At 58.9% G+C, this 13,215-nt stretch carries 16 protein-coding genes; all 16 read left to right on the top strand.

What is annotated here, in order from left to right; all coding sequences use genetic code 11:
* Positions 1-95 precede the first annotated feature (95 nt).
* The 16 genes from trmJ (at position 96) to hisS (ending at position 13,207) form a co-directional block, all read left to right on the top strand.
* Positions 96-866 carry a tRNA (cytosine(32)/uridine(32)-2'-O)-methyltransferase TrmJ gene (trmJ, locus tag ACQ4LH_RS09910; protein WP_430697013.1) on the top strand — a complete coding sequence of 257 codons (771 nt, stop codon included), beginning with the start codon at positions 96-98 and terminating at the stop codon, positions 864-866.
* Complete coding sequence (gene cysE, locus ACQ4LH_RS09905; RefSeq protein ID WP_430697012.1) at positions 859-1,635, top strand: serine O-acetyltransferase; 777 nt, start codon at positions 859-861, stop codon at positions 1,633-1,635. The genes trmJ and cysE overlap by 8 nt, the downstream gene beginning before the upstream one ends.
* 139 nt (positions 1,636-1,774) lie before the next feature.
* A complete protein-coding gene (gene iscR / locus ACQ4LH_RS09900; protein WP_430697011.1) occupies positions 1,775-2,266 on the top strand; it encodes a Fe-S cluster assembly transcriptional regulator IscR in 492 nt (163 codons plus the stop codon).
* A 48-nt stretch (positions 2,267-2,314) separates the two neighbouring features.
* On the top strand, positions 2,315-3,529 hold the full coding sequence (locus ACQ4LH_RS09895) for an IscS subfamily cysteine desulfurase (protein ID WP_430697010.1): 1,215 nt from the start codon (positions 2,315-2,317) through the stop codon (positions 3,527-3,529).
* 47 nt (positions 3,530-3,576) lie between these two features.
* On the top strand, positions 3,577-3,963 hold the full coding sequence (gene iscU, locus ACQ4LH_RS09890) for a Fe-S cluster assembly scaffold IscU (protein ID WP_040261926.1): 387 nt from the start codon (positions 3,577-3,579) through the stop codon (positions 3,961-3,963).
* A 12-nt stretch (positions 3,964-3,975) separates the two neighbouring features.
* A complete protein-coding gene (gene iscA / locus ACQ4LH_RS09885; protein ID WP_090248639.1) occupies positions 3,976-4,299 on the top strand; it encodes an iron-sulfur cluster assembly protein IscA in 324 nt (107 codons plus the stop codon).
* A 7-nt stretch (positions 4,300-4,306) separates the two neighbouring features.
* On the top strand, positions 4,307-4,828 hold the full coding sequence (gene hscB, locus ACQ4LH_RS09880) for a co-chaperone HscB (RefSeq protein WP_430697009.1): 522 nt from the start codon (positions 4,307-4,309) through the stop codon (positions 4,826-4,828).
* A 49-nt stretch (positions 4,829-4,877) separates the two neighbouring features.
* Positions 4,878-6,743: a Fe-S protein assembly chaperone HscA gene (hscA, locus tag ACQ4LH_RS09875; protein WP_430697008.1), complete on the top strand. Its 1,866-nt coding sequence runs from the start codon at positions 4,878-4,880 to the stop codon at positions 6,741-6,743.
* Positions 6,744-6,745: 2 nt separating this feature from the next.
* Positions 6,746-7,087 (top strand): ISC system 2Fe-2S type ferredoxin, encoded by a 342-nt coding sequence (gene fdx / locus ACQ4LH_RS09870; protein ID WP_430697007.1) that lies wholly within the window; start codon positions 6,746-6,748, stop codon positions 7,085-7,087.
* Between the two features lie 14 nt (positions 7,088-7,101).
* Positions 7,102-7,302: a Fe-S cluster assembly protein IscX gene (gene iscX / locus ACQ4LH_RS09865; RefSeq protein WP_430697006.1), complete on the top strand. Its 201-nt coding sequence runs from the start codon at positions 7,102-7,104 to the stop codon at positions 7,300-7,302.
* Positions 7,303-7,396: 94 nt separating this feature from the next.
* Positions 7,397-7,828 carry a nucleoside-diphosphate kinase gene (gene ndk / locus ACQ4LH_RS09860; protein WP_296130150.1) on the top strand — a complete coding sequence of 144 codons (432 nt, stop codon included), beginning with the start codon at positions 7,397-7,399 and terminating at the stop codon, positions 7,826-7,828.
* 23 nt (positions 7,829-7,851) lie between these two features.
* Positions 7,852-9,000, top strand: coding sequence for a 23S rRNA (adenine(2503)-C(2))-methyltransferase RlmN (gene rlmN, locus ACQ4LH_RS09855; RefSeq protein WP_430697005.1), 1,149 nt, complete (start codon positions 7,852-7,854; stop codon positions 8,998-9,000).
* Between the two features lie 13 nt (positions 9,001-9,013).
* On the top strand, positions 9,014-9,772 hold the full coding sequence (gene pilW / locus ACQ4LH_RS09850) for a type IV pilus biogenesis/stability protein PilW (RefSeq protein ID WP_430697004.1): 759 nt from the start codon (positions 9,014-9,016) through the stop codon (positions 9,770-9,772).
* On the top strand, positions 9,772-10,788 hold the full coding sequence (locus ACQ4LH_RS09845; protein WP_430697003.1) for a RodZ domain-containing protein: 1,017 nt from the start codon (positions 9,772-9,774) through the stop codon (positions 10,786-10,788). Before pilW ends, ACQ4LH_RS09845 begins: the two co-directional genes overlap by 1 nt.
* Position 10,789: 1 nt before the next feature.
* On the top strand, positions 10,790-11,899 hold the full coding sequence (gene ispG, locus ACQ4LH_RS09840) for a flavodoxin-dependent (E)-4-hydroxy-3-methylbut-2-enyl-diphosphate synthase (RefSeq protein ID WP_430697002.1): 1,110 nt from the start codon (positions 10,790-10,792) through the stop codon (positions 11,897-11,899).
* Positions 11,900-11,917: 18 nt separating this feature from the next.
* Positions 11,918-13,207, top strand: coding sequence for a histidine--tRNA ligase (gene hisS, locus ACQ4LH_RS09835; protein ID WP_430697001.1), 1,290 nt, complete (start codon positions 11,918-11,920; stop codon positions 13,205-13,207).
* The last annotated feature ends 8 nt before the right edge of the window (positions 13,208-13,215 follow it).

Here is a 13,215-nt window from a genome sequence, read left to right as displayed (position 1 = left end):
CCCGGGGGTTGAAGTGCAACCTGCGCCTTGCGTGGCGTAAGCCGGGTGGCTTATGTAAGATTTGCCCCTCTAAGCCTTGTCTGTGAGCGTTTGCGTTGCTGGAAAATATTCGCGTTGTGTTGGTCGGCACCAGTCATCCGGGCAATATCGGTGGCGCGGCGCGGGCCATGAAAAACATGGGTTTGTCGCAGCTTATGCTGGTTGATCCGCGGGATTTCCCGAGCGACGAGGCCGTGGCCAGGGCGTCGGGTGCTACTGACATTCTCGACGCGGCGCAGGCGGTGGCGACGCTTGAAGATGCGCTGGTCGGTTGCCGTCTGGTGCTCGGCACCAGTGCGCGTGATCGGCATATCCCCTGGCCGATGCTGGAGCCGCGCGAGTGTGGCGTGGCGGCGTGTGAACAGGCGCAGCAAGGTGCGCAGGTCGCGTTGGTGTTTGGTCGTGAATATGCCGGCCTGACCAACGAGGAGCTGCAGCGCTGTCACTTCCATGTGCACATTCCCTCTGATCCGACGTTCAGCTCGTTGAATCTGGCGGCAGCAGTGCAGGTACTGGCTTACGAAGTGCGTATGGCCTGGCTGGCGACTGAAGGGCAGCCGGTTAAGCAGGTTGCGGTTGTGGATCCAGATGAAGAGCCGGTTGCGGCGGATGAGTTGGAATCGTTTTATCGTCATCTGGAGCAGGCGCTGGTTGAGATCAGATTTCTTGATCCGGCCAAGCCGCGGCATTTGATGAGTCGGCTGCGGCGTTTGTACGGACGCAGTGCGGTAAGCAAGCTGGAAATGAATATCTTGCGCGGGATCTTGACGGAAACCATCAAGGCGGCGCGTGGCGAGCACCCTAGGCAGGAGAAGGCAGATGTTTGAGCGCATGCGAGAGGATATCCAAAGCGTATTTCATCGCGACCCGGCGGCGCGTAATGCCTTTGAAGTGGTCACTTGCTATCCAGGGCTGCATGCGGTCTGGCTGCATCGCGTGGCGCATGCGCTGTGGGGCAGTGGCTGGAAGTGGCTGGCGCGTGTGGTGTCGAACTTCGGGCGCTGGACGACGGGTATCGAAATTCACCCGGGTGCGAAGATTGGCCGGCGTTTCTTTATCGATCACGGCATGGGCATCGTTATCGGTGAAACTGCTGAGATCGGCAATGACGTCACCCTTTATCAGGGTGTGACCTTGGGTGGTACCAGCTGGAACAAGGGTAAGCGCCACCCGACGCTGGAAGATGGCGTGGTGGTCGGTGCCGGTGCCAAGGTGCTGGGGCCGTTCACGGTCGGCGCGGGTGCCAAGATCGGCTCCAATGCTGTGGTGACCAAAGAAGTGCCGGCGGGCGCTACTGCGGTGGGCATTCCCGGTCGCATCATCGTCAAAACCGACGATGAGCAGGAAGCCAAGCGTCAGGCGATTGCCGAGAAGCTAGGTTTCGATGCCTATGGTGTTAGCCAGGACATGCCGGACCCTGTTGCCCGCGCCATTGGTCAGCTGCTCGATCACCTGCATGCGGTGGATGGGCGCCTGGAGGGTATGTGCGGCGCGCTCAAGTCCCTGGGCAGTGACTATTGTGCCAAGGATTTGCCGCAACTGCGTGACGAGGACTTCGCGGGCGTGGTCAAAGACGCAGACAAGCCTGCGGCTTGATGGTGCTGGCGCGCGCATTTTGCTATGCTGCGCGCCCTCCATTTTGGCTAATCCCGACTAAAGCAGTAGGTCTTATAGTTGACTTAAACGCTCGGGAATTGCATACTCGCGGCATATTGCGACCACGCGGTAATCCCTTATGCGACTAACCACCAAAGGCCGTTACGCCGTTACCGCCATGCTTGATCTGGCGTTGCACGCGCAACATGGGCCGGTGTCTCTGGCTGATATTTCCGAGCGGCAGGGTATTTCCCTTTCCTATCTGGAGCAGCTCTTTGCCAAGTTGCGTCGCGGTAATCTGGTCTCCAGTGTGCGTGGCCCGGGCGGTGGTTATCAGCTGTCGCGCGACATGCAGGGTATCCAGGTGGCTGAGGTGATCGATGCGGTCAACGAGTCGGTCGATGCCACGCGCTGCCAGGGGCAGGGCGATTGCCACGCGGGTGATACCTGTCTGACCCACCATTTGTGGTGTGACCTCAGCCAGCAGATACACGAATTTCTAAGTGGCATCAGTCTCGCTGACTTGGTGACCCGCCGTGAAGTGCAGGAAGTTGCCCAGCGCCAGGATAAGCGCCGCTGCAATGGCAGGACGCCGTACCTGGATAAGATCGAAACGTCCGCCGTCGATTGAGCGCAAAGCGCTGGCTAGCTGGCCTGATACCTGATTAGGAGAGAATTGATGAAGTTGCCGATTTACCTCGATTATTCCGCCACCACGCCGGTTGATCCGCGTGTTGCGCAAAAAATGAGCGAATGCTTGCTGGTCGACGGCAACTTCGGCAATCCGGCGTCGCGCTCCCACGTGTTCGGCTGGAAGGCTGAAGAAGCCGTAGAAAACGCTCGCCGCCAAGTGGCCGAGCTGGTCAATGCTGATCCACGCGAGATTGTCTGGACCTCCGGTGCTACCGAATCCAACAACCTGGCGATCAAAGGCATCGCCGATTTCTACAAGAGCAAAGGCAAGCACCTGATCACCTCGAAGATCGAGCACAAAGCGGTGCTGGATACCATGCGCCAGCTTGAGCGCGAAGGCTTCGAAGTGACCTACATCGAGCCTGGTGAAGATGGCCTGATTACCCCGGCCATGATCGAGGCGGCGCTGCGTGAGGACACCATTCTGGTGTCGGTCATGCACGTGAACAACGAAATCGGCACTATCAACGACATCGCGGCTATCGGTGAACTGACCCGCTCGCGCGGCGTGTTCCTGCATGTTGATGCGGCACAGTCCACCGGCAAGGTGGCGATCGATCTGGAGTCACTCAAGGTCGATCTGATGTCCTTCTCCGCGCACAAGACCTATGGTCCGAAAGGCGTCGGTGCGTTGTTCGTACGCCGTAAGCCGCGTGTGCGTCTGGAGGCCCAGACCCATGGCGGTGGCCATGAGCGCGGCATGCGTTCCGGCACTCTGGCGACCCACCAGTGCGTAGGCATGGGTGAGGCGTTCCGCATTGCCAAGGAAGAAATGGCCCAGGAAAACCAGCGCATCCTGGCCCTGCGCGAGCGCTTCTTCAAACAGGTCGATGGTCTGGAAGAGCTGTACATCAACGGCAGCATGACTGCCCGTGTACCGCACAACCTCAACCTCAGCTTCAACTACGTTGAGGGTGAGTCGCTGATCATGGCGCTCAAGGATCTAGCAGTATCGTCCGGTTCGGCCTGTACCTCGGCTTCCCTGGAGCCGTCCTACGTATTGCGCGCCCTCGGCCGCAATGACGAACTGGCGCACAGCTCCATTCGCTTTACCTTCGGCCGCTTCACTACTGATGAAGAAGTCGATTACGCCGCGCATAAGGTTTGCGAGGCGGTCACCAAGCTGCGCGAATTGTCGCCGCTGTGGGATATGTACAAAGACGGTGTCGACATCTCCAAGATTGAGTGGGCGGCGCACTAAGTAGTCGCCGAGCAAGAGCGACTCTCTGATGAGGAAGGAATACCAGCATGGCTTACAGTGAAAAGGTCATTGACCATTACGAAAACCCGCGCAACGTCGGCAAGATGGACGCGGAAGACCCGGACGTCGGCACTGGCATGGTCGGCGCGCCGGCTTGCGGTGACGTGATGCGTTTGCAGATCAAGGTCAACGAGCAGGGCGTTATCGAAGACGCCAAGTTCAAGACCTACGGCTGCGGTTCGGCGATCGCCTCCAGCTCCCTCGCTACCGAGTGGATGAAGGGCAAGACCCTGGACGAAGCCGAAACCATCAAGAACACCCAGCTGGCCGAGGAATTGGCTCTGCCGCCGGTGAAAATTCACTGCTCGGTACTCGCCGAAGACGCCATCAAGGCCGCTGTACGCGATTACAAGCAGAAGAAAGGCTTGCTCTAAGGAGGTTTGTCGATGGCTATCAGCATGACCGAAGCTGCCGCTCAGCACGTGCGACGCTCTCTTGAGGGGCGCGGCAAGGGTGAGGGTATTCGCCTGGGTGTGCGCACCACGGGCTGTTCCGGCTTGGCCTATGTGCTGGAGTTTGTCGATGAGGCCGCCAGCGAAGATCAGGTGTTCGAGAACCACGGCGTCAAGGTGATCATCGATCCCAAGAGCCTGGTCTACCTCGATGGCACTGAGCTCGACTTCGTTAAAGAGGGGTTGAACGAAGGCTTCAAGTTCAACAACCCGAACGTGCGCGGCGAATGTGGCTGCGGCGAAAGCTTCAATATCTGAGGCGCGTGTGGGCAGTCCTTGTCACTTTGCTTTATTTGATCTGCAGCCGGGCTTTCGCCTGGATCCTGAATTGCTGGCCACTCGTTATCGCGAGCTGGCGCGGCATGTTCACCCGGATCGCTTTGCCGATGCCTCCGAGCGCGAGCAGCGCCTGGCCCTCGAGCAGTCTGCCAGTCTCAACGAGGCTTACAGCACGCTCAAGAGTGCGCCGCAGCGTGCCCGTTACCTGCTAGCGCTGCGTGGCCCCGAGCTGCCGCTTGAGGTCACGGTGCAGGATCCGGATTTCCTGCTGCAGCAAATGCAGCTGCGCGAAGAGCTGGAAGATCTGCACGATAGTGCCGACTTGGCCGGAGTGGCGCAGTTCAAGCGGCGTCTGAAAGTGGCTCAGGACGAGCTCAACGAAAGTTTTGCCGTTTGTTGGGATGATGCTTCGCGTCGCGAAGAGGCCGAGCGCCTGATGCGTCGCATGCAGTTTCTCGACAAGCTTTCTCACGAGGTCCGCCAGCTGGAAGAGCGCCTCGACGATTAACGCTGGCGCGCCTATTGCGGCGCGCCTGATATCTAAGCACTGATTAATCATGGCCTTACTGCAGATCGCTGAGCCCGGACAAAGCCCCCAGCCACACCAGCGCCGTCTGGCCGTGGGGATTGATTTGGGTACCACCAATTCGCTGGTCGCCGCCGTGCGTAGCGGCCTTTCCGAGCCGCTGGCCGATGCCGCTGGGCAGGTCATTTTGCCGTCTGCAGTGCGTTATCACGCTGATCGGGTCGAGGTAGGCGAGGTCGCCAAGGCGGCCGCATCGGCTGATCCGCTGAATACTGTGCTGTCGGTCAAGCGCCTTATGGGGCGTGGTTTGGCTGACGTCAAGCAGCTCGGTGAGCAGCTGCCATACCGCTTTGTCGGTGGCGAATCGCATATGCCGTTTATCGAGACCGTGCAGGGGCCGAAAAGCCCGGTTGAAGTCTCGGCGGATATTCTCAAGGTGCTGCGTCAGCGTGCCGAAGCGACCCTCGGTGGTGAGCTGGTGGGCGCGGTCATCACCGTGCCAGCCTATTTCGATGACTCCCAGCGCCAGGCCACCAAAGATGCTGCGCGTCTGGCCGGGCTGAATGTGCTGCGCCTGCTCAATGAGCCAACCGCTGCAGCCGTGGCTTATGGTCTGGATCAGCACGCCGAGGGCGTAGTAGCTATTTATGACCTGGGCGGCGGTACCTTCGATATTTCCGTGCTGCGCCTGACTGGCGGTGTGTTTGAAGTGCTGGCCACTGGCGGCGACAGTGCGCTGGGCGGCGATGACTTCGATCACGCGATTGCTGGTTGGATTGTGCAGCAGGCTGGAATTTCCTCTGATCTAGATCCAACTCAGCAGCGCCTGTTGCTGGAAGCCGCCTGTGCCGCCAAAGAGGCGCTGACAGATAGCGCCAGTGCGGCGCTCAGCTATGCCGGCTGGCAAGGTCATTTGAGTCGTGAGCAATTCGATGCGCTGATCGAGCCCATGCTGGTGCGCAGTCTCAAGGCCTGTCGCCGCGCGGTGCGTGATGCGGGTATTGAGCTGGAAGAAATCGAGGCGGTGGTTATGGTCGGTGGCTCCACCCGCGTGCCACGCGTGCGCCAGGCCGTGGCTGAGCTGTTTATGCGCGAGCCGTTGACCGATATCGATCCTGATCAGGTGGTGGCTATCGGTGCGGCCATTCAGGCCGATGCTCTGGCTGGCAACAAGCGTGACGACGGTGAAGAGTTGCTGTTGCTCGACGTGATCCCGCTGTCGCTCGGTCTGGAGACCATGGGCGGGCTGATGGAGAAGGTGATCCCGCGCAACACCACCATTCCCGTGGCGCGCGCCCAGGACTTCACTACCTATAAAGATGGCCAGACGGCCATGATGGTGCATGTGCTGCAGGGCGAGCGCGAGCTGATCAGCGATTGCCGCTCGCTTGCGCGGTTTGAATTGCGCGGTATTCCGCCGATGGTCGCCGGTGCGGCGAAGATTCGCGTGACCTTTCAGGTCGATGCCGACGGTTTGCTCAGTGTTGCTGCCCGTGAGCTGGCGTCCGGTGTCGAGGCTAGTATTCAGGTCAAACCGTCCTATGGGCTGACCGACGGCGAAATCGCTCGCATGCTGCAGGATTCCTTCAAGAATGCCGGCGATGACAAGGTTGCCCGTGTGCTGCGCGAGCAGCAGGTCGATGCCCAGCGTCTGCTGGAAGCGGTCGAGGCGGCGTTGCTCGCCGATGGTGAGCGTCTGTTGGAGGCTGATGAGCGCCTGGCAATTGATGCGCAGATAGAACAGTTGCGTGACTTGATGGCCGGCAGCGATGGTCTGGCAATTGAGCAGCAAACCAAACGTTTGACCCAGGTGACAGACGCTTTTGCCGCGCGTCGCCTGGATGCCACGGTCAAGGCTGCACTGGCTGGCCGTAGTCTTGACGAAATTGAGGAATAAGCATGCCGCAGATCATTTTTCTGCCCCACGCTGTGCTGTGCCCGGATGGTCTGGTGGTCGAGGTTGCGCCGGGTACTTCGGTGCTTGAGGTGGCGCATGAGCACCATATCGAGATCGAAAGCGCCTGCGGCGGTGTCTGCGCCTGCACCACCTGCCACTGCATTATTCGTGAAGGCTTTGACTCGCTGGCCGAGGCCGATGAGTTGGAAGAGGACATGCTCGACAAGGCTTGGGGGTTGGAAGCGCAGTCGCGGCTATCCTGTCAGGCTATTGTGGGTGATGAAGACCTGACCGTCGAAATTCCCAAGTACTCGCTCAACCACGCCGCCGAAGCGCCGCACTGATTCAAGGAGTTGTTATGAGTCTGAAGTGGGTTGATGTTCTTGAAATCGCTATTCAGCTAGCTGAGTCCAAGCCTGAGGTGGACCCTCGCTACGTGAACTTTGTCGATCTGCACAAGTGGATTCTGGCTCTGCCGGAATTCACTGACGATCCGCAGCGCGGGGGCGAGAAGGTGCTTGAAGCCATTCAGGCGGCCTGGATCGAAGAGGCGGATTAATCGGCCCTTTGGCCTGCCCTACGCATTTAACCGGAACCCGCGTATAATTCGCGGGTTTAATTTTTCGCTTTAATCACTGTTTCTGGAGTTTCACATGGCTGTTCAACGCACTTTCTCCATCATCAAGCCTGATGCCGTTGCTAAAAACGTTGTTGGTGAGATCACCACTCGTTTCGAAAAAGCCGGCCTGCGCGTCGTTGCTTCGAAAATGGTTCAGCTGTCCGAGCGCGAAGCTGCTGGCTTCTACGCTGAGCACAGCGAGCGCGGCTTCTTCAAGGACCTGGTTGCTTTCATGACCTCCGGTCCAGTTATCGTTCAGGTTCTGGAAGGCGAAAACGCTGTTTTGGCTAACCGTGATCTGATGGGTGCAACCAACCCTAAAGAAGCAGCTGCCGGCACCATCCGTGCTGATTTCGCCGTTTCCATCGACGAAAACGCTGTTCACGGCTCCGATTCGGAAGCCTCTGCTGCCCGCGAAATCGCTTACTTCTTCGCTGCCACCGAAGTTTGCGCACGTATTCGCTAAGCGAATCGGGTGAGGTTGAAGCCATGACTGAAGCTACCGGTAAAATCAATCTGCTGGGTCTGACCCAGGCAGAAATGGAACAATTCTTCGAAAGCATCGGGGAAAAGCGTTTCCGTGCCGGTCAGATGATGAAATGGATTCACCACTTTGGCGTCGATGATTTCGATGCCATGAGCAATGTCAGCAAGGTCTTGCGCGAAAAGCTCAAGGCCTGTGCTGAAATCCGCGGTCCGGAAGTGGTCAGCGAAGATATTTCCACTGATGGCACGCGCAAGTGGGTAGTGCGGGTGGCGTCAGGCAGTTGCGTCGAAACCGTGTATATCCCCCAGGGCTCGCGTGGCACCTTGTGTGTGTCGTCGCAGGCCGGCTGTGCGCTGGATTGCAGTTTCTGCTCGACTGGCAAACAAGGCTTCAATAGCGATCTGAGTGCTGCCGAAGTGATCGGTCAAGTGTGGATCGCCAACAAGTCGTTCGGCAGCGTGCCGGCGAAGATCGACCGTGCCATCACCAACGTGGTGATGATGGGCATGGGCGAGCCGCTGCTGAACTTCGACAACGTCGTCGCCGCCATGAAGATCATGATGGACGACCTCGGTTATGGCATCTCCAAGCGCAAGGTGACGTTGTCCACCTCCGGCGTTGTGCCGATGATCGACAAACTCGGCGAAGTGATTGATGTGTCACTGGCGCTGTCACTGCATGCGCCGAACGATGCGCTGCGCAACCAGCTGGTGCCGATCAACAAGAAGTACCCGCTAGAAATGCTACTGGCGGCGTGTAAGCGTTATGTCTCGCGTCTTGGCGAGAAACGCGTGCTTACAATCGAATACACCCTGCTCAAGGATGTAAACGATAAGACCGAGCACGCTGAGGAAATGATCGCACTTCTCAAAGATGTGCCTTGCAAGATCAATCTGATTCCGTTTAATCCCTTCCCCCACTCCGGGTACGAGCGGCCGAGCAACAATGCCATTCGCCGTTTCCAGGACCTGCTGCATAAAGCCGGGCACAATGTCACCGTGCGCACCACCCGTGGTGAAGACATTGACGCGGCTTGTGGCCAGTTGGTCGGCCAGGTTATGGACCGTACCCGCCGTAGTGAGCGCTATATTGCTGTGCGTGAATTGAGTAGCGAGGCTGAAACGCCGAGTTCCGCCGCCAATCGAACCTGAGGGGAGGATACCCATGACCTTGCGTCCCGCGTTATTGCTGTTGGCCGCCAGTCTGTTAGCCGGTTGCGTTACAACCGGTAATGTTGATCCGATGAAAACCGGTAAGGGCCGCGACGAAGCGCGCGATGCTTATGTCCAACTGGGTATTGGCTACCTGCAACAAGGCGAAACCGAGCGCGCCAAGATTCCGTTGAAAAAAGCCCTGGAACTCGACTCCTCAAATGCTGATGCGCATGCGGCTTTAGCCTTGGTTTTCCAGATCGAAATGGAGCCCAAGCTGGCAGACGATCACTATCGCAAAGCTATTTCACAACGCAGTGGCGATGCCCGCTTGTTGAATAATTACGGCAGCTTTCTATTCGAGCAGCAGCGTTATCAGGAAGCGTTGGAGCGTTACACCCAGGCGGCTCAGGACACGCTTTACCCAGAACGTTCACGGGTGTTTGAAAACCTCGGCTTGACCTCGCTACAACTCAAGCAACGCGAGCAGGCCAAGGCCTATTTCGAGCGTTCGTTGCGCTTGAATAGCCGCCGGCCTCGCGCCTTGATGGAAATGGCGCAGCTGTCCTATGAGGACAAGCAATATGTCCCGGCCCGCGGCTATTACGACAGCTATATGGCGCTTGCTCAGCCTGACGCCCGCAGCCTGCTGCTAGGCATACGTTTGGCGAAGATTTTCGAGGAGCGCGACAATGCCGCGAGCCTCGGTTTGCAGTTGAAGCGACTTTATCCGGGCACGCCGGAATATCAGCAATATCTGTCGGAGCAATGATGAAAGCGGCGCATCCTGAAGTGCTAGCAGTTCCCCGCATCAATCCGGGTGAGACTTTGCGCAAGGCTCGTGAGAGTCGCGGTTGGACCATTGCCGAGGTTGCCGCGCAGTTGAATCTGACCCCGCAGCGATTGAGTCAGGTCGAACAAGGTGCCTTCGACAAGCTGCCAGGGCATACCTTTGCCCGTGGTTATGTGCGTGCTTACGCCAAGTTGTTGGACGTCGATCAGAACCGTCTGGTGCTGGAGTTCGATCAGTTCACCGGCAGCGACGCCGCCGGCAGTAGCGTGCACAGCCTGGGACGTATCGAGGAGCCAGTAAGTTACTCGCAGCGCATTCTGCGTATGGTCAGTTTTGTTCTGCTGCTGGCGCTAGCAGGCTTGAGCTTCTTCTGGTGGCAGGAGCAAGCCGAGCGCCGGGCCGAAGATCTGGCTTCAACCAGCCTTGAGCATGTTGAAGTAGACGGCGCCGACGGCACCACGCAGATCCATCCATTGGATGAGCCGGAAGATCAGGCAGTGGAAGCTGCCCAGTTGGACGCAGAGGTCACGTTGCCGCTGATTCCCAATGGTGCTGCTGCATTGCCAGACGCTGCCGGCAGTGAGGCTGCCGCCGTGACCTCGCAACCTGAGCAGCCGCAAGCGCCAGCCGATGCTGCAAGTGTGCCTGCAACTCCAGCCGCACCGGCTATTCCGGCAAACGCCGCGCCGGTTGCTGCCGAGACATTACCTGCTGCGCCAGTTGAAACCGCGCCAGTGCAAGCCGCCGCAGGCGAGGCAGTGGTCAGCCTGACCTTTATTGCCGATTGCTGGACGCAACTGACCGATGCCAATGGCAAGGTGCTGTTCAGCGCCCTCAAGCGTAAAGGCGATAGCTTGCAGTTGGCCGGTAAGGCTCCGCTGGAGCTGCGTCTGGGTTATGCCCGGGGTGTGCAGGTCAGCCTTAACGGCAGCCCAGTGGATGTTGCGCCGTTTATCTCCGGTGAGACCGCGCGTCTGAAGTTGGGTGGGCAGTAACATGCATTGCGAGTCACCGATCAAGCGCCGTATTTCACGCAAAATCTGGGTCGGTTCCGTACCGGTTGGCGGTGATGCGCCCATCGCCGTACAGAGCATGACCAACAGCGATACCAATGATGTGGCTGCCACCGTGGCGCAGATTCGTCGCCTGGAAGATGCCGGCGCAGACATAGTGCGGGTTTCCGTGCCGGATATGGATGCCGCCGAAGCCTTCGGCCGCATCAAGCAGCAGGTCAAGGTGCCGCTGGTTGCCGATATCCACTTCGACTACCAGATCGCTTTGCGTGTGGCTGAGCTTGGAGTCGACTGCCTGCGCATCAATCCGGGCAATATCGGTCGTGAAGACCGCGTGCGCGCGGTAGTTGAAGCCGCACGCGACAAAGGCATCCCAATCCGCATCGGTGTCAATGCCGGCTCGCTGGAAAAGGACCTGCAGAAGAAGTATGGCGAGCCGACCCCAGCCGCGTTGGTCGAGTCGGCGCTACGTCATGTCGAGCACTTGGATCGCCTGAACTTCCCGGACTTCAAGGTCAGTGTAAAGGCCTCCGACGTGTTTATGGCCGTCGAGGCCTATCGCCTGCTGGCCAAACAGATCGAGCAGCCGCTACACCTGGGTATCACCGAAGCCGGTGGTTTGCGCTCCGGTACGGTCAAGTCGGCGGTGGGCCTGGGCATGCTGCTGGCCGAAGGCATTGGCGACACCATCCGTATTTCCCTGGCCGCCGATCCGGTGGAAGAGATCAAGGTTGGCTACGACATCCTCAAGTCGCTGCGCCTGCGTTCCCGTGGCATCAACTTTATCGCCTGCCCGAGCTGCTCGCGGCAGAACTTCGATGTGGTGAAAACCATGAACGAGCTGGAACAGCGCGTCGAGGACCTGCTAGTGCCACTGGACGTAGCGGTGATCGGCTGTGTGGTCAACGGCCCTGGCGAAGCCAAGGAAGCCCACATCGGCCTGACCGGCGGTTCGCCCAACCTCATCTATATCGATGGCAAGCCGGCGCTCAAGCTGGGCAATGACAACCTGGTCGATGAGCTGGAAAAGCTGATCCGCCAGAAAGCGGCCGACAAGGTCGCAGCTGACGCCGCTCTGATTCTGCGCAGCTAACACCGTTAAGGAATTGAATTGAGCAAGTCCCTGCAAGCCATTCGTGGCATGAACGATATTTTGCCCGAGCAGACCCCGCTTTGGCGCTACTTCGAAGGCAGTGTGGCCAGCCTGTTGGATGGCTACGGCTATCGGCAGATCCGCATGCCTATCGTCGAGTTCACCGAGTTGTTCAAACGCTCGATTGGTGAAGTTACCGATATCGTTGAAAAAGAGATGTACACCTTCGACGACCGCAACGGCGACTCCCTGACCCTGCGTCCGGAAGGTACCGCCGCTTGCGTGCGTGCCGTGCTTGAGCATGGTTTGGCGGGCGGTGGGCAGACCCAGAAGCTCTGGTACATCGGCCCGATGTTCCGTCACGAGCGTCCGCAGAAAGGCCGTTATCGTCAGTTTCACCAGATTGGTGTGGAAGTCTTCAATATCGACGGCCCGGATATCGACGCAGAGCTGATCGTGCTGACCTGGCGCCTGTGGGGTCTGCTGGGTATCCGTGATGCGGTGAAGCTTGAGCTCAATAGTCTGGGCACCAGTGCTGCCCGCGCGGTGTATCGCGATGCGCTGGTCGAGTTTCTGACTGCACATGCCGATCAGCTGGATGAAGACAGCCGTCGCCGCATGGGCAGCAACCCGTTGCGCGTACTGGACAGCAAAGTGCCGGAAACCCAGGCCCTGCTGGTCAATGCGCCGAAGCTGGCGGATTACCTGGACGAAGAATCGCGCGTGCATTTCGAGGGGCTCAAGGCCCGTCTGGATGCGGCCGGTGTGCCTTACGTGATCAATCCCAAGCTGGTGCGTGGTCTGGATTACTACAGCAAGACGGTGTTCGAGTGGATAACCGATCAGCTCGGTTCCCAGGGCACTGTCTGCGCCGGTGGCCGTTACGATGGCCTGGTCGAGCAGATGGGCGGCAAGCCGACGCCAGGCGTGGGTTTTGCCATGGGCATCGAACGTTTGGTGCTGTTGCTCGAAACTCTAGGTAAAGTACCTGCTGAAATCGCCCGTACGGTCGACGTTTACCTGTGCGCCTTCGGTGAGTCCGCTGAACTGGCGGCGCTGGCCTTGAGCGAGCGGCTGCGTGATCAGCTGCCGAACCTGCGTTTGCAGGTCAATGCCGGTGCGGGTAGCTTCAAGAGTCAGTTCAAGAAGGCCGACAAGAGTGGCGCGCTGTACGCCTTGATCTTGGGTGAAGACGAATTGGCCCAGCAAGTGGTAGGTTGCAAGCCGCTGCGCGGTCAGGGTGAGCAACAAAGTATTGCGTGGTCGGCATTGGCCGATCATCTGGCGACCTGCGCCGATCAGGCCTGAGCGCCTGT

Source organism: Pseudomonas peli, from assembly GCF_050563605.1.
Classification (GTDB): Bacteria; Pseudomonadota; Gammaproteobacteria; order Pseudomonadales; family Pseudomonadaceae; genus Aquipseudomonas; species Aquipseudomonas peli_A.
This window is presented reverse-complemented; position numbering and strand designations above follow the sequence as displayed.

Excerpts from the sequence above, each read along its gene's own strand:
- iscX (WP_430697006.1), top strand. The coding sequence starts at position 7,102 with ATGAGTCTGAAGTGGGTTGATGTTCTTGAAATCGCTATTCAGCTAGCT.
- ispG (WP_430697002.1), top strand. The coding sequence starts at position 10,790 with ATGCATTGCGAGTCACCGATCAAGCGCCGTATTTCACGCAAAATCTGG.
- ACQ4LH_RS09895 (WP_430697010.1), top strand. The coding sequence starts at position 2,315 with ATGAAGTTGCCGATTTACCTCGATTATTCCGCCACCACGCCGGTTGAT.
- ACQ4LH_RS09845 (WP_430697003.1), top strand. The coding sequence starts at position 9,772 with ATGAAAGCGGCGCATCCTGAAGTGCTAGCAGTTCCCCGCATCAATCCG.
- rlmN (WP_430697005.1), top strand. The coding sequence starts at position 7,852 with ATGACTGAAGCTACCGGTAAAATCAATCTGCTGGGTCTGACCCAGGCA.
- iscR (WP_430697011.1), top strand. The coding sequence starts at position 1,775 with ATGCGACTAACCACCAAAGGCCGTTACGCCGTTACCGCCATGCTTGAT.
- ndk (WP_296130150.1), top strand. The coding sequence starts at position 7,397 with ATGGCTGTTCAACGCACTTTCTCCATCATCAAGCCTGATGCCGTTGCT.
- iscA (WP_090248639.1), top strand. The coding sequence starts at position 3,976 with ATGGCTATCAGCATGACCGAAGCTGCCGCTCAGCACGTGCGACGCTCT.
- fdx (WP_430697007.1), top strand. The coding sequence starts at position 6,746 with ATGCCGCAGATCATTTTTCTGCCCCACGCTGTGCTGTGCCCGGATGGT.
- cysE (WP_430697012.1), top strand. The coding sequence starts at position 859 with ATGTTTGAGCGCATGCGAGAGGATATCCAAAGCGTATTTCATCGCGAC.
- pilW (WP_430697004.1), top strand. The coding sequence starts at position 9,014 with ATGACCTTGCGTCCCGCGTTATTGCTGTTGGCCGCCAGTCTGTTAGCC.
- hscA (WP_430697008.1), top strand. The coding sequence starts at position 4,878 with ATGGCCTTACTGCAGATCGCTGAGCCCGGACAAAGCCCCCAGCCACAC.
- iscU (WP_040261926.1), top strand. The coding sequence starts at position 3,577 with ATGGCTTACAGTGAAAAGGTCATTGACCATTACGAAAACCCGCGCAAC.